At 60.0% G+C, this 21986-nt stretch carries 15 protein-coding genes and 1 tRNA gene; all 16 read right to left on the reverse strand.

Annotated features, from left to right (window positions below; all coding sequences use genetic code 11):
* On the reverse strand, positions 1-1718 hold a 1718-nt coding region (locus HNR46_RS01965), incomplete at its 3' end, for a glycosyltransferase family 4 protein (RefSeq protein WP_246417870.1).
* Between the two features lie 172 nt (positions 1719-1890).
* A complete protein-coding gene (locus HNR46_RS01970) occupies positions 1891-2997 on the reverse strand; it encodes an acyl-CoA desaturase (protein ID WP_184015308.1) in 1107 nt (368 codons plus the stop codon).
* A gap of 508 nt (positions 2998-3505) precedes the next feature.
* Positions 3506-3823 (reverse strand): RNA recognition motif domain-containing protein, encoded by a 318-nt coding sequence (locus tag HNR46_RS01975; RefSeq protein ID WP_184015310.1) that lies wholly within the window; start codon positions 3821-3823, stop codon positions 3506-3508.
* A 220-nt stretch (positions 3824-4043) separates the two neighbouring features.
* The gene (locus HNR46_RS01980) at positions 4044-4913 is read right to left on the reverse strand and encodes a transglutaminase family protein (protein WP_184015312.1); all 870 of its coding nucleotides are present in this window, start codon (positions 4911-4913) and stop codon (positions 4044-4046) included.
* A gap of 5 nt (positions 4914-4918) precedes the next feature.
* Entirely contained in the window at positions 4919-6568 is a 1650-nt protein-coding gene (locus HNR46_RS01985; protein WP_184015314.1) for a putative PEP-binding protein, read from the reverse strand.
* A 430-nt stretch (positions 6569-6998) separates the two neighbouring features.
* Positions 6999-7086, reverse strand: a tRNA-Ser gene (locus HNR46_RS01990).
* A 48-nt stretch (positions 7087-7134) separates the two neighbouring features.
* A complete protein-coding gene (locus tag HNR46_RS01995; protein ID WP_184015316.1) occupies positions 7135-9813 on the reverse strand; it encodes a tetratricopeptide repeat protein in 2679 nt (892 codons plus the stop codon).
* Positions 9814-9866: 53 nt separating this feature from the next.
* Positions 9867-10562, reverse strand: coding sequence for a Sir2 family NAD+-dependent deacetylase (gene cobB, locus HNR46_RS02000; protein ID WP_184015318.1), 696 nt, complete (start codon positions 10560-10562; stop codon positions 9867-9869).
* Positions 10559-11869: a tRNA uridine-5-carboxymethylaminomethyl(34) synthesis GTPase MnmE gene (gene mnmE / locus HNR46_RS02005; RefSeq protein ID WP_246417871.1), complete on the reverse strand. Its 1311-nt coding sequence runs from the start codon at positions 11867-11869 to the stop codon at positions 10559-10561. Before mnmE ends, cobB begins: the two co-directional genes overlap by 4 nt.
* Before the next feature lie 13 nt (positions 11870-11882).
* Positions 11883-13238: a hypothetical protein gene (locus HNR46_RS02010; RefSeq protein ID WP_184015322.1), complete on the reverse strand. Its 1356-nt coding sequence runs from the start codon at positions 13236-13238 to the stop codon at positions 11883-11885.
* Between the two features lie 33 nt (positions 13239-13271).
* On the reverse strand, positions 13272-14465 hold the full coding sequence (gene hisC, locus HNR46_RS02015) for a histidinol-phosphate transaminase (protein WP_425491671.1): 1194 nt from the start codon (positions 14463-14465) through the stop codon (positions 13272-13274).
* A gap of 25 nt (positions 14466-14490) precedes the next feature.
* Complete coding sequence (locus tag HNR46_RS02020) at positions 14491-15498, reverse strand: oligopeptide/dipeptide ABC transporter ATP-binding protein (RefSeq protein ID WP_184015324.1); 1008 nt, start codon at positions 15496-15498, stop codon at positions 14491-14493.
* Positions 15495-16487: an ABC transporter ATP-binding protein gene (locus HNR46_RS02025; RefSeq protein ID WP_184015326.1), complete on the reverse strand. Its 993-nt coding sequence runs from the start codon at positions 16485-16487 to the stop codon at positions 15495-15497. The genes HNR46_RS02020 and HNR46_RS02025 overlap by 4 nt, the downstream gene beginning before the upstream one ends.
* On the reverse strand, positions 16480-18621 hold the full coding sequence (locus HNR46_RS02030; protein ID WP_184015328.1) for an extracellular solute-binding protein: 2142 nt from the start codon (positions 18619-18621) through the stop codon (positions 16480-16482). The genes HNR46_RS02025 and HNR46_RS02030 overlap by 8 nt, the downstream gene beginning before the upstream one ends.
* Positions 18618-20171: an ABC transporter permease subunit gene (locus HNR46_RS02035; protein WP_184015330.1), complete on the reverse strand. Its 1554-nt coding sequence runs from the start codon at positions 20169-20171 to the stop codon at positions 18618-18620. The genes HNR46_RS02030 and HNR46_RS02035 overlap by 4 nt, the downstream gene beginning before the upstream one ends.
* 1 nt (position 20172) lies before the next feature.
* The gene (locus tag HNR46_RS02040) at positions 20173-21462 is read right to left on the reverse strand and encodes an ABC transporter permease subunit (RefSeq protein WP_184015332.1); all 1290 of its coding nucleotides are present in this window, start codon (positions 21460-21462) and stop codon (positions 20173-20175) included.
* Between the last annotated feature and the right edge of the window lie 524 nt (positions 21463-21986).

The following is a 21986-nucleotide window of genomic DNA, read 5'->3' on the forward strand; positions in this document are numbered from 1 at the left end:
CGGTCACCGCAAAAGGCATGGAGGTACTCATGAATCGCCACCAGAGTGAACGCCCAGGCTCGAGGCGAACTGAAGTGCTTCACCGGTTCGAGGCCACGCTGGAAGAGCAGAGCGGAAAGGTTGCGGAAGCCCTCGTTTTGCGAGTGTCCGAGTGCCGTGCCGACCGCCCACAGCGCGCGTGCATGGCTGTCCTCAGAGCCTTTGCTTTCGAGCCAGTGCCGCTCATGGTTCATGAAGTTCCGGAAGCGGCGCGTGTTCGCGTCGAAGGCATACCACAGGAACGCGAGATAGGTGCTCGCCAGACGGTCGATCGCCGGATCAGGTCCATGCTCCCGCTCGTGGAAGACCGTGTAGATGAATGCCCGGGCGTTGTCGTCCGTACAGTAGGCCTCGTGGTAGTTCGGCACGCTGTAGATCGCATGCTGGAAAATTCCCGTGTGGTCGGTCATCCGGAACAGATGATCGAGCTTGACCGCGGGGATCGGATAGCTGCGCCGGTCCATCCCCGTGACAGCCGGCACGCTCAGTCCGGCGCGGGCGCGGTCGAAGCTCTCCATGTAGCGTCTCGCCACCTCCGGCCAGATCATGTTCCGGCCTTCCTTCCACGCCCGCTTGCGCATGGCGGTCATCCGCGTGGGATGCTCCAGCAAATCGTTCACCGCTGCCGCGATGGCCGACGCGTCGGCAAAGGGCACCAGCACCCCGCGGTCCCCCGCGAGCAGTTCCCTGGCGTGCCAGTAGGGCGTGGAGACGATCGCCTTCCCGGCCCCGAACGTGTAGGCCAACGTCCCCGACGTGATCTGTTCCTCGTTGCGGTACGGCGTGAGGTAGATGTCCGCTCCGCCGATGAATTCCTTCAGCTCGTCCACCGGAACAAAGCGGTCGTGAAAGACCACCTGCTCCGAAACCCCGAGCGTGACGGCAAGAGCCTCAAGGCTTTCCCGGTACACCTCGCCTTGCGTCGCGACAAGGTGCGGATGGGTTGCTCCGACCACGAGATAGACGAGCTCGGGATTCTCGGCGAGGATTGCCGGCAGCGCTTCAATCGCCGTTTCGATTCCCTTGTTGGGCGACAGCAGACCGAATGTCAGCAACACCGTCTTGCCCTCTGCGTCGAAGACGTCTTTGTAGAAATTCGAATCCACGAAGGGCATGTCGATGACCCCGTGCGGGATAAGGTCGATCTTCGCGGGGTCCACGCCGTAATCCTCCACAAGCAGTCTCTGGCCGCGTTCCGCCATCACGACGAACCGCTCCGACAGTCGATCGAGCCGGCTCATCACCTCGCGCTGTGCCGTATCGGGAGCCTTCAGCACCGTATGCAGCGTGGTGACAACCGGCTTCTTCAACTGGTCCAGGAAACCCAGCAGGTTGGAACCCGCAGGACCCCCGTAGATGCCGAATTCATGCTGTACCGAGACCACCTCGACGTTGTTGATGTGCAGGAACTCTGCCGCACGCGTGTAGGAGTCCGGGTCATTCTGGTCGATTTCAAAGCGGACACTCGGTGGATAGTCGTAGCCCTCGGCCCGGTCGTTGACCGCCCCGGCGAAACAGCTCGAATCGGGGAACTCCTCGGCAATCGCCTCGCAGATCGCCGCGGTGAATGTCGCAATCCCGCAACGCCGCGGCGTATGAGTGCCAATGAATGCAATGTGGCGGGTGGGCTGGGAACGCATCATGTCGGCGGAAATCAGAAACGATCTCGCGCACTTCATGGCAGCGGTGTCAAAAAACACCGACAAGCAGCCCGTTGGCCACCTACGAAACGAGTCACCCTAGACCTTCGTCGAGGCGAGTCAAAGACTATAAAATGGGTCGATCATCCGTCGGACCTCCGGAGACGTTGGATCTGTGACTGCATGGGAAGTCGCGGAGTCCCGCACCACCTCACGTAGGTGTCGGGGCAAGTGCCGAAACGCGCTCCACCAACTCGCGGGTCTGGCGACGCCAGCGGGCGAGGGTCCGCCGCGAGATCTCGGCTTTCCGGTCGATTGCCTCGCCGAGCTCGTGATACGCCAGCGCGAGTGTCTCCTCCAAGGCATGGACCGCTTGCAAGGCATTGTCACATACGCTGGTGCCCGATTGATGGATATCGGCGAGCTGCCGCCCGACGTGTTTCCTCGCCTCATCCATTTCCGCGAGCAGGATCTGGTGCTCCGGGACACGTCGCAACCCCGACACCAGGCCGACCTTGGCAAGGCACCAGGTCGCCCACTTGGTGGGATCGAAGGCCCACGCCTTCACGCCGTTGCGGTAGTCGTGTTGAAAGCGGTGGTGGAAATTGTGATAGCCCTCGCCGAAGGTGAGGAATGCCATCAGGGTCGAGTCCCTTGCGCTGCAAGTGCTGGAGTACGGCTGGCGGCCGATGGTGTGGCAGAGGCTGTTGATGAAGAAAGTGCACTGTTGGACCACGAAGACCCGCAGCGCGCCAACGATGAGGAAGCCGGCGAGCGCCCCTTCCGTCCCGTTCCACCAGTAACCGAGGGCGGCGGGCAGGATCAGTCCCACGCCCACGGCAATCAGCTTGTCCGTGCGATGCTGGAGCATCACCAGGCGGTCCCGGCGCAGATCGGCCACGTTGTCGAGCGGGGGCTCGGGAAGAACCTTGAAGAGGATCCAGCCGATGTGTGCCCACAAGAAGCCCTGCTGGATGTTGTAGGGATCGTCGTCGTGATCGGTGTGCTTGTGGTGGCGGCGATGGTCGGAGGCCCAGTTGAGCGCCGAATTCTCGAACGCGCAGGCCCCGAATACGAGGGTGAACAGTCTTACCGGCCACTTCGCCTTGAACGAGAGGTGGGAGAACAGCCGGTGGTAGCCGAGCGTGATGCTCATGCCGGTGGCGATCACGTAGAACGCGAACAGACCTCCGATGAACCAGTCCAAGCCGTGGCGGAACAGGTGGATCGGTGCTGCCACGAGGGCGAGGAGCGAGATCGCGAGGAGGAAGATCGTGTTGATCCAGTCAACGCGGGAGTAGGGAATTTTGAGAGCCATGTTGTTGAGCGATGGCCGGACTTATATGGTCCGGCGGTGTTGGGTGTAGGTTAATCTAAGGCCGACGGAGCTCGATACGAATCCTGTTAGTCCGGAACCGGCGTGCCCGTCTTCCCGAGCGACCCGTCGAACGAATGGAGTCGCCCCGAACTGAAACAAGGACGGCCCGGCAATCCCGGCCGCCCCTGTCCCATTCACGCATCTTGGGGGGGCGGATGTTTGAGCATTCAATGGAAGGGCGGCGCATGCTCGCCGTTTCCGTGTTCACCGTAGCGTCTACGCGAGGAAAGCGGACGTTTCGCCCATTGGGGGAGTGGGGAAGCGGGATGATTGGGGCTGGAGCTTGGGCGGGCATGGAGGTGGCGGCGGAAGGGTCCCGCGCCATTCCCGGCAAAGGGGCTCGTCACCCCGAAAGGGCACAGACGGACTGCCCTACGAAACTAGAGAAAGCATGATCCGTCACCCCCGGGAGGAGCACCGCCTTTTGAATGAGTCGCAGGAGAAGGGACTACCAGCGGCGCCCTCCGCCTCCACGGTTGCCGCCGCCACCGCGCTGGCCACCACCGTGACCGCCACCGCGTTCCTCGCGGGCCAGCGCTTCATTGACGCGCAGAGCGCGGCCCTGGAAGTCCTGGCCGTCGGTACCCTTGATCGCGGCTTCCATTTCATCCTTGGAACCCATCGTCACGAAGGCGAAGCCGCGCGGGCGGCCCGATTCGCGGTCGGTGGGCATGTGGACATCGGTTACGGTGCCGTATTCGCTGAACAGGCCCTGAAGGTCCTGGTCGCCGGAGGTGAAGGGGAGATTCCCCACATACATTTTCATAATATCAGGTGGCTCGCGCGATCCCTTGGGTATCGTGCAGACTGTTCCCGCTTATCGGGTTTCAGATTACCACCGAATCACTAAACTCACCTGGCAACGCTCCATGCCTTGAACATGCCAAGGCGCGGACCACAGGAGTACCTTGGGGCAGAAGACCATGGCGGGCAAGCTTATTCGCAAAAGTTTTTACACCAAGCGTGTCCGGAGTCATCGTCCAGTGTCAGCCGAAAGCCCGACTCCCAGCGCCCAGCGGTTCGACCCAGACCCCCACGTCCATCGAGGCTCCCGGGCAGCCGTGAAAAGATCCGGCGATCGGTGGCACGGATTCGGGGTCCCTCGCCACGGCTACCGGAATGTTGTCGATCCCGGCGAGCCCGCCGGTGGTCGGATCAAAGCCCTTCCAGCCGGCACCCGGGAGGTAGACCTCCAGCCATGCATGGGTGGAGCCGAAGTCGCGCGGGGACGGCGGCGCGTTGAGATAGCCGCTCACAAAGCGAGCCGCCAGGCCCAGTTGCCGGGCGGCTGCGATGAAGAGCGCCGAGAAGTCGCGACAGGATCCGCTGCCGAAGGCCAGCGTCTGCGCGGCCGACTGCACTCCCGGCTCCTCCCTGGTGCGGTATTGCAGGGTTTGGTGAATGCGGGAGTTGATCCGCCCCAACAACTCATAGGTTTCAATCCGCTCCGCCGGATTCCAGAGCGTCGCGATCCAATCCCGCACGGCAATTTCCGTCGGCCCTTTGCTAAGGTAGGGCACCAGAATGCCCCGGTCGGCGGCAGGATACTCGAAGGGATAGTTCGTAGCTGCTTCATGGACGACGAAGTCCAGCGGAGCCTCGTTGAATTGCTGGATGATCATCTCGCTCTCGATCGCCAGTCGGCTGGCGGGTTGGGAGAAGCTTGCCGTGGCGACGGAGTTGTCCTCGATGTCGCGGTGCCATCGGACGACCGCCGTGGGCGAAATGTCCAGCTTCGACGACTCGATCCTCAGGTCATGGCCCTCCCGCGGGCGCAGCAGGAGCTGGTGGGTGCCGAGGATCACCTGACCCGTGAATCCGTAGTAGGTTCGGTGAATGATGCGGAAGCGGTGCATGAGGGTCAGGGCTGGTGGCCGAGCGTGCAGCCGCGGATGGCCTCCTTGATCGCCGGCACCAGCGGAGGGGCGACACTCAGGGTCCGGATGCCGCACTGGAGAATGCGCGAGACCTGGTCCGGCCGCCCGGCCAGCTCGCCGCAGAGCGAGACGGCGAGGTCGCCCGCCTCCTCGCAACCGATCTCCAGCAACCGGAAGATGACGTCCGAGGCATCGTCGAAATAGCGCTCTACGGCGGCATTCTCCCGGTCCGCCGCAAAGGCGTACTGCGTCAGGTCGTTGGTTCCGAAGCTTACGAAATCGGAATGTCTCGCGATCTTCCGCACGTCGAGGACCGCGGCGGGGGTCTCGAGCATGGCCCCCAAGGGCGGGAGCTTCGAGATCCGCTGTCGCGTCGCGATCGCACGGAGCCGCTCCCGGACCGCGAGCATGTCCGCGGCCACGCAGACCATCGGCACCAGCACGCTGAGATCGAAATGCTCCGCAAGTTTCAGGATCGTCCGAAGCTGGGAATCGAGCAGTTCGGGATACTCCAGCAACAAGCGGATCCCCCGGCGCCCGAGGGAGGGATTGGACTCGGCGAGAAACCCGAGGAAGGGCAGCGGCTTGTCCGCTCCGATGTCCAACAGCCGAACGCAGACGGGCATCCCCCGGGCTGGATCGAGCGTTTGCTCCATTTCCTCGAAGAGCTCCTGCGGGTCCGGTGGTTGGGTCCGGCCGATGTAGGCTTGCTCGACCCGGTAGAGACCCACCCCCTCCGCCCCGCTCTCCATGGCCATCCGGGTGTCGTCGGCGTTCCCGACGTTCGCCATCACGGCGATCCGTACCCGATCGCGGGTCAACGCGGGACCCTTGGCGTGTTCCAATGCCATGCGGCTGGCTGCCTTCTTCCGCCTCACCGCGGCATGGAACGCTCTGACCTGATTCCGCGCTGGATGGACCGTCACCTTGCCGTGCTCGGCATCCACCAGCGCCAGAGCACCGATCGGCGCCAATGCGACCAGCCCGGCAAGGCCGGAGATGCAGGGAAGCCCCATTTCCCTGGCGAAAAGAGCGGCGTGGGATCCATGACTGCCATGCTCAAGGAGCACGGCGACCGTCGATCGCGAGCGGAGGATCATCGTGTCCGATGGCAGGAGGCGCATTGCCACCAACACACAACCCTCCGGAATGTCCTCCAAGGGGTGGGCGCTGATCCCTGCCAGTGCTCCCCGCAGGCGGCGGGAGAGATCCCGCATGTCGTCGCCCTTGTCGCGGGCGATCTGCGACTCCATCAGGAGAAACCGGTTCTCCCAACGCAGGAAGACCGTCTTCACAGCGCTGCCAGCACTGACGAGGTTCTCGGTGATCTCCCTACGTAGCTCTGCCTTGAGAGACGCGTCCTCCAGCAGAATGTGGTGCACGCTGAAAACCTGCGCGAGTTTCGCATCAATCTCCCTTTCCACTTTCTCCGCCAGCGCAAGGAGTTCCTCGGAGATGCTGAGTGTCGCTCTGTCGAGCCGCGAGATCTCCTCGTCCGAGTCATGCGGGCCCAGATCGTTCGCGAACCAACCATCGAAATAACCGCCGAGTGGATCGCCGACATGAAGGGGACCTTCGGCAAGGCCGGGAGAAATCGAAGTGCCGACGTAGATCTGAGGAGTGACAGCGTTCATAAATCCGTGCATTGGTGCCGGTGAATGCGTCGCGCCTTGATGACGGTACCAACGGCACGAATCGGCCGAGTTGAATTAAATTCACGCTGAACGCGATTCTTCCTCCTCGGTCAGGACACTGGCACCGATTCGCCACTGCGGCAAAGATAATCCGAAGCGGACCTGGGTGGCTGGAAGCGAAATTCGTCTCCCATCTCTGTGGGCGGGCTGCGTCACGAGGATCGCTCGGATCGGGGCTGGGGCTTCGCCTGACTCGGCAACTGGCGTTGTCTGGTCTTCAGACACAACGTGCGTTCTCACAGTCTATTCGAGACTTTTAAACTCGCCTGCTCGACGATCCTCGTTAAAAATCCTTAAACCACCAGCATCAGAAAAGTGCATTGGATCCCTAGATTTGAATCAAAAAGTTCGCAATAGAGAGATGCCGAGATGGCGGAGGGGGTGGGATTCGAACCCACGGACAGTTTCCCGTCTCCGGTTTTCAAGACCGGCGCATTCGACCACTCTGCCACCCCTCCGTTGCGCAGGGGTATGCACCGGCCCGATAGCGGTCGGCAAGCCCTGAATCACTGGGGAGGCAGTGGCCCGCGCCGAAATCGGTCATTTTGGCGCAGGATCTCAGGAAATAGCACCATCGGACCTTCAAACATCGCCAACGACTCGGAGGACCAATGAATCGCCTGTTCACGATCCCCACGGGCAAACCACACCTCCGCCAAGGTGTCCAAATAGGAGCTCGTTCCAGGCTCCCATTTCAGAGCGCGGGTCACCGCCGATTCGGCTTCGTCCAGTCGACGGTTGGCGCGGCTCGCTACCCATGCCGCAGTGTTGAGAGTGTTGGGACTGTCTGGAAAGCGCTCCAGCACGGCCTGAAAACGGGACCACCGAAAATCGAACCATTCGTCGTGTAGCTCGACCAATCCAGCTTCGCGAAATGCTCCGTCAAAGAAGTCCGCAAGGTCTTCGTCATCGCGGACAACTTTCTCCCACTTTCGCAGATGCGCCAGTCCTCCTGACCGGTCGCCCTCCGCAATTTTGGACATCCCGCGCGATAGCTCGATGCTCGACCGCAGCGTCACCAAATACGCTGGATTCGAATAGGCGGCCTCTCCATTCATCACGATCAGGAGAAGCTCAAACTCTTCCAATGAGGCGGCGACCTTCCAGTTCTGCAGGGTCTTTTCTTCCGACACCAATTGATGGCAGCTGTGGATGAATTCATCACCGCCGTCGATGCTCATCATGGCCGCACGAAAATACCACTCGCGAGCCCGCTGCATGTCCCCTTCCTCGCTGTAGATTTCCCCGACGATGCGCATGCTCGCCGAATCACCGAGGAGAATGGACTCCAATTTCCTCTCCAGCACTTCTGCCTCCTCTTCCTGGCCGACGCGGCGATAAGCCGTGGCCAAGTCCACCATCGGACGCGCACCCTTCGGAGTGGCGGAGAACCTCTCGACGTAGGCGTCCCTGACCTTCTTCCAATCGCCGAGAAGCTTGGAGCATTCGACCCGTCGACTTGCCAGATTGAAGTCTTCTGGCAAATCCCCAATGTCTTGCAAGGAGATCCCCGCCTGGGTGTATTGCTCGTCAATCTCGAGGAAGCGCCGGGCATTGGGATGATAGCTGGCCAACTGCAGCAGAAGACTGCCACGCAGCCGGTCCGAAGGATCTGCAGCGTCGGGCACGTCTTCGATTTGGCGCTTCCACCACCCTTCCCCCTGCTTGTCGACGTCAGGCAGGTTTCCCACCAAGATCTCGGCCAATTTCAAACGTTCAAGAAACGGGCGTCCCGATTCGGTCCGCTCCAATTCATCCCAGAGATCCGTGATCAGGGATCCATCGCCCAGCAGGTGATCCAGAATTCGTCCCTCGCGAGCGGGATCCTGCTCCACAAAACGCGCGGCGGATTCGATCACCCCTTCGCTGAGCCGATCACGGCGGTCCCTACTATCCGGACTGAACATGGAAGTAAGGACGTCGAGATACCAATCTTCATCCTTGCGGGAGAGTTCATCAAGAAGGGGGCCATACAGCGCGGCGGCTTCTTGGACCAAGCCACGGCGTTCCATGAAACCGGCCATCAATTTCAGCTCCTGTTGCAGGTCGTCTGCCGTATCTCGGTCTTCAAGCATTCGCCGAAATCGTGGACGAACCCACCCTTCGAAATCGGGTGCATCGGGATCCAATCCCAGCACCTGGAGCGCTTCATCCGTCCGTTCGCTCGAATCCAAATAATTGAATGCCCGATCGACTGACATCTGCACCAATGCCCCGTCGGCTTCCTGACGGGCACCGAGGGCATAGGCGACGGCGACCGAATGCCAACTTTCACTTCCCGGATCCCCGGAGACGTCCTGGGTCAATCCCTGAATCAAGTTCGGCGGCGGATTCTCGCCCTCCCACAAACCACGCACCGCATCGCGGTATGCCTCAAAGGACTCCGGCACGATCTGCAGCTCCGTGATCGGAACCGACATCACCCACGGAATAGGATCGCCCGCGAGCAACTTCCAGCGCGCTGCGGAGTCGGAAAAGCCTCCAGCCTCCGCCTCCCGGGCCGCTTCAGCGGGTCGTCCCGCCGCAGCCTGAAGATATGCCCGCCACAAATTCCCGGATTTCTTGCGGTTGGCGCGAGCCTTCTTCAGTTCGGCCTCCAGAGTGCCATGAACTCGGTGAAAATCGGCAAGCGCCATCAATTGGCCGGGGTCCGCCCGGCCCATCTCCAGGATTTCCCGAATCTTGTCGGTGTCCTCCTCCCCGGTCAAAATCCGTCGCCGAGCCTCGTTGATGGCCACTCCCCTCATCAGGGGCGACATCATTTCGATCCGCTCGGGATCCGTTTCGATTTCATAAAGTCTCAGCAAGATCACGGCGGCCTGCTTGCGGGAGAGCGCCGCGACAATTCTCCGCTGTTCCTGCAGATCAGCAGAATCGTATGCCTCGATCCACCCGATCCACTCCGGGTCGTCATCGGGTTGGAGACCGATGCGGATCTTTCTTTGGAGATCCCGAGCTCGCGCGACCACCTCTGGATCGGCGCTATGCATGGCCTCATCCAAAAAGGGCAGCACAGGTTTTCCCATCGACCACAGCTCCTGAGTGGCGGTTACCCGGACCGGATACGACTCATCGCCGAGATCCTCGACCAACGCAGCCGGGTCGAGGGGCACAGCCCTTTCTTCCTCGGCACCATCGGCGAGGATTCCAAGGAGGAGGATCAAAGAGAGGTGGCTCAGTTTCATGGAAAGATTCGAAAAAACGCCGTGAACCCTGCAACGGATCCACGAGCCATCACCTATCGTTTGCCCAGACATTCGTCCACCCAGGCAGGCACCTGCTCGCTCGCGAGACCGGTGCGATGTTCGTCAAAATCACGAGAAGTGCCCCCGGGGTCGAGATTGATTTCCAGCGTCCGTGCGCCGCTCTCTTTTGCTGCACCCACAAATCCGGCGGCCGGATAAACCTGCCCGGAGGTGCCAATCGCCACGAACAAGTCCGCGCGATTCAACTCGCGCTCAATCCACCCGAGGTGAAATGGCATTTCACCGAACCAGACGACATGAGGACGCATGCTATCCATTCCGCCACAGGCCTTGCACAGGTTGGCGCGCGACAAATCTTCGCGCCACGCCACCACGGCACCACACTGCCGGCAGCGGGCCTTCAACAGCTCGCCGTGCATGTGGATGACTTCCCTTGAACCCGCTCGTTCATGCAGGTCGTCGATGTTCTGGGTGATCAAGGTAAGCTGCCCGTCCAGCTCCCGCTCCAAGCGCGCCAATGCCCCATGGGCTGCATTCGGCTTGACCTCGAGGAGCTTTGCCCGCCGCCGATTGTAGAACTCGTGCACCAACTGGGGATCCCTGGCGAAGCCCTCCGGAGTGGCGACGTCTTCGACTCGGTGCCCTTCCCAAAGGCCGTCGGCACCCCGAAACACGGGGATCCCCGATTCGGCAGAGATGCCCGCTCCGGTCAGTACGACGATGTTCATTTTCCGATGCAAAATCGGCTGAAGATCTCGCCCAGAATCTCTTCGGTGTCCACCTGTCCGGCAATTTCGCCCAAGCCATCGAGCGCTTCGCGCAATTCGAGGGCCGTCATCTCCGCGGCCAGCCCACCCGCCAAGGATGCGCGAGCCCGCCCGATGGCGCCGGCCGCCTTGCGCAAACACTCGCGGTGCCGCGCATTGATCGCCACGGAGTGTTCTCCCCAATCGGCTTCCCCCAGCTCCGCCATTTCTCGGATCCGCGTGCGCAGGGCTTCGACGCCGGCTCCCTCCTCGCAGGAAATCCTTTCCGCCTCCACATCCCGCCACCCGGCATGCTCCCCGAGATCGGTCTTATTCAAAACCCGCAGCACCCGGGAAACTGGTGGCCATTCGTCGGGCCAGGCGACCTCAGGGGAAAGCGTCGCATCGGCGACCACAATGAGGAGGTCCGCTCTCTCCGCTTCCCGCCGGGATCGGCGGATCCCTTCTTCCTCAATCGCATCCCCAGCATCACGCAAGCCTGCGGTATCGACCAAGCGCAGTGGAACTCCATCCACCACCAAAGACTCCTCAATGGTGTCTCGAGTCGTACCCGCCGTCTGACTGACGATCGCCCGATCCGCACCAAGCAATCGGTTGAGCAAACTGGATTTGCCGGCGTTGGGTCGTCCGCAAATCACCGTTCGGAGTCCTTCACGAAGAATCCGGCCTTGGTCGGCTGTCGCCAACAAAGCCCTGATTCCTCGCTCAACCTCTTCCATCCGAGCATCGAGAGCTTCTCCCGTGTCCGGGTCGATGTCTTCCTCGGGAAAATCGATCCATGCTTCGATTTGTGCGACGATCCCCAGAACATCCGCTCGGAGGCCCTCGGTTCGCTGTCCCAGGCGGCCCTCAAGCTGCTCGTGGGCCGCGCGCAATGCCAAGTCACTCTGGGCAGAAATCAAGTCCATCACCGCCTCGGCCTGGGTCAGATCGAGCTTCCCGTGAAAAAAGGCCCTTTCGGTAAATTCGCCGGGCCGCGCCGATCGGGCGCCACTATCCAGCAGCCGCTCCAAGACTCGCTTCGTCACCCAGCGGCCTCCGTGAGTCGCCACCTCCACCGTGTCCTCGCCAGTGAAGCTCGCAGGGCCCCGAAAGGGCGTCACCAGCACCTGATCCAACACTCGCCCATCGGCATCGCGCAGCGATCTCAACACCGCGCGCCTTGCCTCACCCAATGGACGTCCGCAGGCCAGTTCGACGACTTGCCAAGCTTGTGGTCCGGAAACCCGGATCAACGCCACCGCCCCCGTCCCCCCTGGCGTGGCCAAGGCTGCAATCGTTTCACTTTCCACCATTCGTCACGCCTCCTCCTGGCAAGGCTTCTCCGCCCACTCCCAGAAACTCCCAGCAGATGAACCGGCTCATCTCCAACTGCGGAATCTCGTCGTCGGACCAGCGCAGTTCGACGGTCGCTGACTTGATCACTGGTCGACCTTCGTCCGTTCCCCGCCAGTTCAACACTGACAAGACCCGCCCAATCTCCGAATCCACCGGAATCTGCAGCCGTCCGCTATCTTCCGACGAGTAGGCGGGATCGACCGCTTGATAAACTCGCTCACCCGCCGGCAGCTCCCGATTTTCCGGAACGGTCTCCCAGAATTGCAGGCGAAACACCCCGGTCTTGCCCGATTCCGGAAGTTCCAGAAACTCACGGAAGAGGCGGTACTTGGTTTGCACAAACGCCTCCCAGTCGACCTTCAAGCCATCGGGGCCCTTTTTGAAGGGGGCCATCACCTTGACTGGATCAGAAGCAAAGTTCGCGGCCTGACCGGTCATTTCCGTCAGCAGGCTCGGCGCTTCCACTTGATACTGAACTCCTAGTGGCACCAGCGGAATGAAGAAATCACTGATACGGAAAGCGGGAGGCTGGTCATACATCAGCATGAAAATCCCCCTCTGGCGGTCCTTGATCTCGAGAGGATAGACGGCGAACGCCTCCTCCGGCGTGGTGCCATCCCACACCGGCCGATTTTTGTAGAAGGCCTGCATTTCGGGAAGCAGCTCCTCCCCGCGGATCGACAACTGAGCCAGTTGCTCGGGCGTCCGTGCCTGCAGGAACTCGGACAATACGCCTCGAGCGTCGGTCTCCCATCCTTTCTCCAGATAGTGCTCATCCATGCGCCCCACCATTCCCGGAGGAGGCTTGGGAATCTTGAGCCCCGGTGTGGCCGGCGTTTTCAGGAGAAACAAGGCCACACCCAAGCCGGCGAGCACGAGCACCATGACCACCACCGCTCCGACCAACAGACCTTTTCGTGAACCCCCTGAGGAAGGCTTCCCCGCCTTCCCTTGCGCAGGCTTTGGCTCTTCGCTCTCGGGACTCGCTGGCGCAGGCACCTCGGGCTGAGGAGGGGCACCTGCCACGTTTGATGCAGGAATCGGAGATACTGGCTCCGGCAACGGGACTGGCGAAGACACCACGACGTCCGGGATCCTCTCCCCCGCCGAAGCGGAGGGATGCCCCCCCGCAGGAATGGCGGGAGAACCCGGAAACTCCGGAACCGGAGAAGTGATCGGCTGCCCGCAATGTGGACATGGCCCCGTCGTCGGAGGCAAGTCGATCGGGATCAGAATCTTGCCATGGCAGTGATCGCACCGGAACTCACGCTGACCGGCAGGAATGGACTCGTTCGACATCGGGCCTCAATCTGGGACAAACCCTCGGTAAGCTCAAGCGGGCATCTTCGCTGATTCACGCATATCCGCGAGTGCCTCGTCGAAGACCTTCAAACCCCGGCGATTCTGCTCGCTCGTTCCGGTCGAAATCCTCACCCAGCCAGGAAGCTTGTAGCTCCGCATCGCACGGATGATGACCCCGCGTTTGAGCATCTCGCGAAACAGCGCATCCCCATCCCCCACTTCCACCAACACGAAATTCGCTTGGCTAGGAACATAGTTTAGCCCCCGCTCCTCAAAGGCACCCTGCCAAAACTTAAGCCCTTCGTCGTTCAGACGCCGGGTTTTCAGCATGTGCTCCTCGTCCTCCAACGCTGCCAGGGCTGCTGCCTGAGCCATCGCGCTCGCATTGAACGGCTGGCGGGCCTTCTGAAGAATCTGCGCCACGCCCTTGGATGCCAGACCGTAACCGATCCGCAGACCGGCAAGCCCGTGGATCTTCGAACAGGTCCGCAAAACACACACATTCCTCCCCTCCCGAACGTACTTCAGAGTGTTCGGGGGGCTTTCCACAAACTCAAAATACGCCTCGTCGAAGCACACGACGACGTGCTCCGGCACCTGATCCATGAAGCGATCGATCGCGGCTTCATCCACCAAGGTTCCAGTCGGATTATTGGGATTCGCGATGAATACCAATCGGGTCGCTGGTGTGATGGCAGCGACCATCGCTTCCAGGTCGTGAACAAATCCTGGGTCCGGGACTTCCACATACTTCGCCCCAAACAACGTCGCCATCAGTTTGTAGACCACAAAAGCGTGCTCAGCAGCAATCAGCTCCGCCTGCGGATTGAGAAACGAATGGCACAGCAACTCAATGATCTCGTTCGAGCCGTTACCGAGAACCACGTTGTCGATGTCGAGGTCCAGCTTTCGCGCAATCGCATCGCGCAGTCGATAACCGCCACCATCCGGATAAATGTGGATCCCGTCGATCGCGGCCAGCATGGCAGCCTTCGCTTTCGGTGAGGGTCCCAGTGGGTTTTCATTGGACGCCATCTTGATGATCGAAGCGGGATCGAGCCCCAGTTCACGAGCCGTTTCATCAATTGGCTTACCCGGCTCGTAAGCATGGAGGTCGCACACAAAAGCGTTGGCGGAATCGGCAATGGCCATGGCCAGACCGTAGCCGTCCCCTGCCACCGAGCAATGCAAACCCGTGAATGCCCAAATCCTTCGAGAGGCCACCCACCGAGGACGGAAATCCTATGCCCTAAAGCTGGCTCCGCGCTTTCTCCCAATCCGCTTTCTCCAGACAACAGGGATCGGCAGCGGCCCAATGTCCTGGATCAATCTCCACCAACGGCATGTCGAGCCCCACAGTGGATTCGTAGTCAGGATGGCCCAACCGATGCCCGAAAGCACTTCCTTCCGGCGGGTTGATCGGAGATGGAACGTCCCCTTCCAGCAGCATGCGGCGCACCTCCCGCGTAGGATCCGGATGCGGGATCGCAGACAGCAACGCCTTGGTATAGGCGTGCTTCGGATCGCGATAGATCGCCTCCGAACTGGCCATCTCGACCATCTTGCCAAGGTACATCACCGCCACCCGATCAGAGATATGTTTCACCACCGCAAGATCGTGAGCGATGAAAAGATAGGACAACCCCAATTCGCGCTGCAACTCGAGCAGCAGATTGAGAACCTGGGATTGCACCGAAACATCCAAGGCGGATACCGGCTCATCGCAAATGATCAATTTGGGCTCGAGGGCGATCGCCCGGGCAATCCCAATGCGTTGGCGCTGCCCCCCCGAAAACTCAAAGGGATAACGGTCGGCGCTCGCCGCCGGAAGTCCAACACGGTCCAGAAGCTCCGCGACTTTCTTGCGACGATCTGCTGGCGAAAATCCACCATGGATCACAAAAGGCTCCTCCAGGATTTCGCGCACACTGTGGCGGGCATTGAGCGATTCCACCGGGTCTTGAAAGACCATCTGCAGATCGCGCCGGATCGGCCTCATCCGCCCAGTCTTCGCCCGGGTGATATCCTCCCCTTCAAAAACAATCTTCCCGGCGGTCGGATCCACCAATCGAACCAAAGCTTTCGCAATCGTCGACTTGCCGCAACCGGACTCTCCCACCAGGCCAAGAGTCTCACCGGGCGCAATGCGGAGCGATACGCCATCCACCGCTTTCACCACCGCCTGACGGCGCATCATAAGCCCTCCACGGACGGGAAAGTGGACCTTAAGGTCCTCAACTCTCATCAAATCACTCATGCCTTCACCTCCTCGGCTTGATAGCATTCAGGGCAGGCTTCCACCCAGTGGCCAGGGCTGACTTCCAAGAAAGGTGGACGCTCCCGCAACGTGGGCCCCCGTCGCCCCATGCGCTGGCAGAATCGGCATCCTGGAACGAAATCCGAAAGCGCCGCGACCATTCCAGGAATGGTCGGAAGCACCGTTTTGGGTTCCGTCTCCAGCCGAGGAATCGAAGCCAGCAAACCCCGCGTGTAAGCGTGCAGTGGATTCGCGAAGAGTTCCTGCACGGGGGCCCGTTCGACCACCCGACCGGCATACATCACCACCACGTCGTCACAACTTTCGGCAATCACTCCAAGGTCGTGAGTGATAAGGATCAGTGCCATCCCCATCTCCTGTTGGAGACGCTTGATCAGATCCAAAATCTGCGCCTGCACCGTCACGTCCAGCGCCGTCGTGGGCTCATCCGCAATCACCAAATCGGGCCGGCAAGCCAAAGCCATGGCAATCACCACCCGCTGCCGCATCCCACCAGAGAGCTGGTGCGGATAGTCGCCCATTCGCATCTCCGGGGCCGGTATGCGCACCAAACGGAGCATTTCCACGGCCTCTTCCCATGCCTTGCGACGACTGATTTTTCGATGGAGCAAAATCCCCTCCATCAATTGGCGACCAATGCGATGCACCGGATTGAGGGCGGTCATCGGCTCCTGGAAAATGACTCCAATCTCACCGCCACGCACCTTCCGCAAATCCTTTGCACTCACCTGCGTCAAATCCCGCCCCTGAAACATAACGCGGCCACCAAGAATACGACCTGCAGGTTGAGGCAGGAGTCGAACGATCGACATCGCCGTCACGCTCTTCCCACATCCCGACTCTCCTACGATGCCGAGAGTGCGGCCTTTTCCAACCGAAAACCCGACCTGATCCACGGCACGGATCAACCCACGATCCGTATCAAATGCCGTGATCAAACCGTCCACTTCCAGCACCGCATCACTCATCGCCACCTCCTTCTTCCTGCATGTCGTCGTCCGAGTTCTCTGGAGCTACCGCGGGCTCCGGTGCCACGGGTTCCACCTCGGGCTCGATGGCTTCCGGTTGTTGGAAAATCCGGTACTGATCGTAGACGCGATTCACCTCGCCAAACGACCTCCCCGAGCGCATCGCCTCCAAAGTCTCCTGCTTGATCTCCGAATCGATCCAAAACACGTGAGAGACTTCTGGTTCGTTGGCGATCTTCACATTGAAGTCTTCCGGCCAGCGGAGCCAACGCCAGTATCCCACACGGTAAAAGGGCCTCTGATAGGCAGGCACCCAGACCGCGCGGTCATGGAAAATGCGCTCCAGTTCATGGCTGGTCCGAATCACGGTCTCCAAGCTGCGGGCGTTGCGATTCTCCTCGAGGATCTTATCGACCTCCTTGTCGGCAAAACTTGAGAGGTTGTTGGTCATCGGACGCGGCGTCTTGCCATCCTCAAGGAAGGCTTCCTTCGAATGGAACTGCTGGAAATAATCTGGAAACGGCGGCGTGATCGCCCATCCCGCAAAAGCGATTTCATGCTCCTTGCGTGACGTCTTTTGGAAGGCCGCCGTCGCATCCAGACCCTCTAGCTTGAATTCGACCCCGGCCTTCTTGGCCTCCTCTTTGAGCCGCAGCATCATGGGATCAATCGCTGGATGCTTCACGTAGGTGATGGGAAACGACAATCTCTCCCCTCGATCATTGCGAAGAATCCCATCCTTCCCCCGCTTGGAATAACCGGCTCGTGCAAACGCATCCAAAGCCTTCGCCACCGAGAATTCCCGGGCTTTGACATCTTTCGGTGAAATCTCGCCGAAACCTTCATTCAACAAATTCAATCGTTCCGCGTCTCCCCGCAGATCAAGGTTGATCACCTTGTCCCAGTTCGTCGCGTGGCTCAAACCCATACGAACATCGAGATTGTCAAGAGGCGGGCGGGCGAGATTGAAATACAACCCCCGAGACGGCCGGGGATAGTCGTTGTAAAACGTCACCCGCTCAATGTATCCCTTGAAAACCGGATCCACCTCGGTCTGCTCATACCAGCGCTTGGCATCGTTCAACCAATAGATATCGATATCCCCGCGGAGGAACATTTGGAAAATCTTCTCCTCATCGCGCACCAAACGATATTCGATGCGATCGACGTTGAATCGATTTTTGTAGTATTTGCGGTCTTTCGCCCACCAATCCTGCACTCGGCTCAGCGAAATCGAGCGACCCTTGAGGATGTCCTCCTTTCGAATCTGATAGGCTCCCGTCGTTGGGCGCGGGCGCCAATTGTAGCGCTCCTCAAAGTCGGGGCCGAACTGACGGTAGAACTCCTCCTGATACGGGGTGGCCGCTGCGAAATACGCCGCCATCGGTTTGGGAAACGCATTGCGGATGCAGACGTAGTCTTTTCCGTAGGTCGCGATGCCCCAGAATTGGTCGCCGTAATAAATCCGGTAGTAGGGCTCCGTGAGATACGGAGAAAGGGCCACATAGTAAGTCATCAAGAAGTCCGCCGAGGTGACTTCCTTTCCATCCGACCAACGGGCGTCGTCATCGATGTGGTAGTAGACGGTCTGACCATCTTCGGCCACCGCCCATCGATCCGCTAGGCCCGGAATGATTTCCCCCGTGTTGGGGTGAAGCGTCACCAGAGCCATCTCCACATCATCCCAATGGAAAGCCCGGAACGAATTGTTCGCCTCCTTGCCCACCACTCGGATCGTTGGAGGAAACGCGTTGCCTTGAATGTAAGTGTGAAGGGTGCCGCCCTTCTTCGCCTGTTCGGAGCCCAGCTCCGGTTGGTCCATGCCATCCTCCCACTGCAAGCCCTCAGGGAGGTCCGCCTCGGACAACTCCTCAAAGTAGTCAGGACGCTGCAATCGCCGCTCCAAATCTCCGAGATCACGCTGCGAATCCGCGTCACTGGGATCCGCCGCGATCGCCTGCTCAAGCTCCTGCTTCCGCTGGTCGAGCTTCTCGCGCACATCCCGGTTGTAGCGCTGATAAAACGCTTCTCGCTCGGCGGTGTTGTCGTAGGCCGGAAATTCGCGGGCTTCCCGACATTGGGTCAGCCACGGCACCACGGCCAACAGGGAGATGGAAACGAACTTCCGGATCATTGGTAGGTGGTGAATTTTTTCGGGTCGAAAGCCTCACGAATCGCTTCGCCGACAAAAGTGATCAGCAGCAACAGCAACACCATGATCACGAACACTGAAGAAACGATCCACGGCGCGCCGAGGTTCTCGACGCCATCATTGAGCACCCGGCCCCAACTGGGGTAGGAGTCCGGAACGCCAAATCCCAGGAAATCCAGCGCGGTGAGGGAGGCCACCACAGAAGACACACTGAACGGCACCAGTGTGACGATGGTGGAAATGGTGTTCGGCAGAATGTGCCGGAAAATCACCCGTGACGTTCCCGCCCCCAGAACCCTGGCGGCACTCACATAGTCACGGGCCTTTTCCTTGAAGGTCGAAGTCCGCAGATAGATGGCCACGCTGATCCACGAAAAGATGCCGAGCACCACGATGATCGTCGCCAAGCTGATGTTATCGCGACCAATCTGCGCAGTGATGATCAACACCACCAAGAGAAAGGGCACATTGCTCAGGATCTCGATGATCCGCTGCATGAACAGATCGAAAAAGCCTCCGAAGTAACCCATCATCGATCCCAAAACCGTGCCGATCACATAGGTCAGCAACAGGTAAAACACCGAGGCCTTGAAGACCACCTGCATCCCACCAAAGAGTTGGGCGAGAATGTCCCAACCCTTCGAATCGGTCCCCAGCAAGTGCCCCCTCTCGAGACTGGGGGGCAGTGGCATGTAGATCCGCCGCACCCATTTCCCGCCCGACGGGGCATCCACTCGCGCAGGAACGCTTGAGTTCACCATAGCACCATTCTGCCACACCTCGCGGCCCACCGGCGCACCGTCGGGCCCGTAGACTTCCGCGGGCCCCTCAGGTCGACCTTGGCGAATCCGGGCCGAGCGCAACAGATGCTCGCCTTGATCCGGATGATATGCGTAGGCGAATCCGTTGTAAGGTTGCGATTCCCCCTCCTCATAAAGCTGCCCATTCCGCACTTCGAGTGAGCGTTCCATCCATTCGTCCGAATCAAAGGTAGGATCCCATGGCACTGGCGGCATCCACACCTGAGTGGCCGTCCCTTCCGATTGCTTCTTGAGCTCGCGGTAATTGGCCTCCCCCCTGCCTTCCTGCCCAAAGGTGGTGGCATCGTAGGGCTTGGAAACAAAGGCCGGAAAATACCAGGAACCCTCGTACTTCACGGCGAGCGCACGGCGTCCCACCAGGGCCTGGTCGGCCATCGCCACCAGCACCAACAACAGTAGGAGGATGTAGGAACCGTAACCCCGCCCGATCGACCGGAAGCGTTCCATTTTTCGCAAAGTCAGTGGATTCCAATGAAATCCCCGGCTCTTCCACAAAAACACCCCGCCTACCAAAGCAAGCAACGCCGAGAAGGCGATGCCCACCACCGTCGCCTGATGCGCGCGCCAACTCTCCGGCTCGAAAGAACCAGGCGGAGCCGCAAAGGAGTAAAACCAACGCAGGGTGGGAATCTCCCAACCACGATAGTGCCCGTACGACGCCAATGCGGCGCATAGGATCAACAAGAATCCGGTCTTCCTCGGGAAATTCATTTCACTTGTAGCTCACCCTCGGATCGACCAGCGCAACACAAAGGTCCGAGATCACATTTCCCACCAGCATCAGCAGAGCGGAAACAAACAACACGCCCATGATCACCGGCTCATCAAATTCCAGAATGGAACTGAAACTCAGCAATCCAAATCCATTGATGTCGAAAACCTTCTCAATCAACACGCTGCCCGCGACAAAGATCGAGAGATTCGCCCCAAAAGTGGTTGCGATCGGAATGATCGAATTCCGGAAAGCATGCCGAAATACCGCCGTGCGGAACCCCGTGCCCTTCGCAATGGCCGTCCGCACATAATCCGCGGCGAGGTTGTCCATCAGGTTGTTTTTCATCAGCATCGTCATCATCGCAAAGGAACTCACCACATAGCACAGCATCGGCAGCGTCATGTGGTAAGCGAGATCCTTGAGCTTTCCTGCCAAAGAAAGCGTCGCGAAGTCATCGCCAATGAATCCGCCCAAGGCGAACCAGCGCCATTTCGCCGCCAGATAAACCACTAGCAAGGCTCCGAGCGCATAGCCGGGAATCGCGTAGCCACCGAACACCACGAGCGAGCTCAAGCTATCGAGCCAAGAGCGGTGTTTGATGGCCTTCACCACGCCCAGCGGCAGGCAAATCGCATAGATCAACACCAGCGAAATCCCTCCGAAAGTCAGCGAAACCGGCATCCGCTCAAGGATCATCGTCCACACGGGGTCCTGGTATTTCCTTGAGAAACCCAAGCTCCCCTGCAGCAGCCCGGCATACTTCGGCCGGAACAGCACCGCCCGGTATTCGGGCATCTTCGTGAGCGGCATGGACCCATCCACCCAGCGCTGCCAACGCTGCAACTGCTCATCGGGGGAAACCACCCGAGCTTCCCATCCCTCCGTAGAAACTCCCTCGGGGGCCCGGATCGCGGCCGTCTCTCCGGATCGGACAATCGTCACCTCGTCGATCGTTCCCGGCAGCGCAATCTTCACCTCGCTCTTTCCCTCAGGAAACTCCTTCCCAAGCTTGTCGGTATCCTTGGGCAACGCGCCCAACCACTCCAGATAGGCCCGCAAAATGCCCTTATCGCGATCGAATTCCTCCTCGATCTCCAGCACCTGAGCGGCGGTCAGTGAGAAACCCGCTTCCGCTCGGCTCCGTTTGGCGCCATCTCCCATCAACCGGGAAAGCGCCTGTTCCACCGGTCCGCCAGGGGTCAGTCGCACGATCGCGAAGACAAGCAGGGTGATCCCAATCAAAGTGACCGGTATCAACAGCAGGCGACGAAGGAAATAGGCTTTCAAGAGGGGCTTCTAAGGGCAGGGAAACTCTAAAGAAAAGGCGGCCGGACTAGCAGCCGCCATGCCGTTCTAGCTCTGCTCCGCGGCCATGCAAGCAAGGGATACCCGGATTCCGAAAGCCCTTTGCGAAAATTCGACCCATCTTTCAGTAGATTCCGAAGTTTCCGCCCTTTCGGGGCCCCTAACGCCCCGACTTCCCCGCCCCCCCTTGCCCCTCACCTGCCCTCCATCGCTGTCGCAAGGAAATCCATCAGATCGGCCACCAATCGGCTCGGAATCTGCAACAGAATCGCCCAACCATTCTCTAGCCCCCCAAGCCCATTGTTCGCTCTGACTTTTCGCCTCCACCCATCACTCCGACCTCTTTCCAAAAATCGCCCCAGCTCCCTTTGGCAAAAATCGCTCAAAGGTGCGAGCCACGGCCTGATTTTCCGGTCGGCGCATGCCCAGTCGCTCCCCCATGGGTCCGATTTTCCAACTTTTTCCCTGCCAAGCGGCATTCCCGCCCGCTAAGTCACGCCCGAGTC

Source organism: Haloferula luteola (assembly GCF_014201715.1).
Lineage (GTDB): Bacteria > Verrucomicrobiota > Verrucomicrobiia > Verrucomicrobiales > Akkermansiaceae > Haloferula > Haloferula luteola.

Coding starts and splice junctions, on each gene's coding strand:
- HNR46_RS01970 (WP_184015308.1), bottom strand. CDS start 2,997: ATGGCTCTCAAAATTCCCTACTCCCGCGTTGACTGGATCAACACGATC.
- HNR46_RS01975 (WP_184015310.1), bottom strand. CDS start 3,823: ATGAAAATGTATGTGGGGAATCTCCCCTTCACCTCCGGCGACCAGGAC.
- HNR46_RS01980 (WP_184015312.1), bottom strand. CDS start 4,913: ATGCACCGCTTCCGCATCATTCACCGAACCTACTACGGATTCACGGGT.
- HNR46_RS01985 (WP_184015314.1), bottom strand. CDS start 6,568: ATGAACGCTGTCACTCCTCAGATCTACGTCGGCACTTCGATTTCTCCC.
- HNR46_RS01995 (WP_184015316.1), bottom strand. CDS start 9,813: ATGAAACTGAGCCACCTCTCTTTGATCCTCCTCCTTGGAATCCTCGCC.
- cobB (WP_184015318.1), bottom strand. CDS start 10,562: ATGAACATCGTCGTACTGACCGGAGCGGGCATCTCTGCCGAATCGGGG.
- HNR46_RS02010 (WP_184015322.1), bottom strand. CDS start 13,238: ATGTCGAACGAGTCCATTCCTGCCGGTCAGCGTGAGTTCCGGTGCGAT.
- HNR46_RS02020 (WP_184015324.1), bottom strand. CDS start 15,498: ATGAGTGATTTGATGAGAGTTGAGGACCTTAAGGTCCACTTTCCCGTC.
- HNR46_RS02025 (WP_184015326.1), bottom strand. CDS start 16,487: ATGAGTGATGCGGTGCTGGAAGTGGACGGTTTGATCACGGCATTTGAT.
- HNR46_RS02030 (WP_184015328.1), bottom strand. CDS start 18,621: ATGATCCGGAAGTTCGTTTCCATCTCCCTGTTGGCCGTGGTGCCGTGG.
- HNR46_RS02035 (WP_184015330.1), bottom strand. CDS start 20,171: ATGAATTTCCCGAGGAAGACCGGATTCTTGTTGATCCTATGCGCCGCA.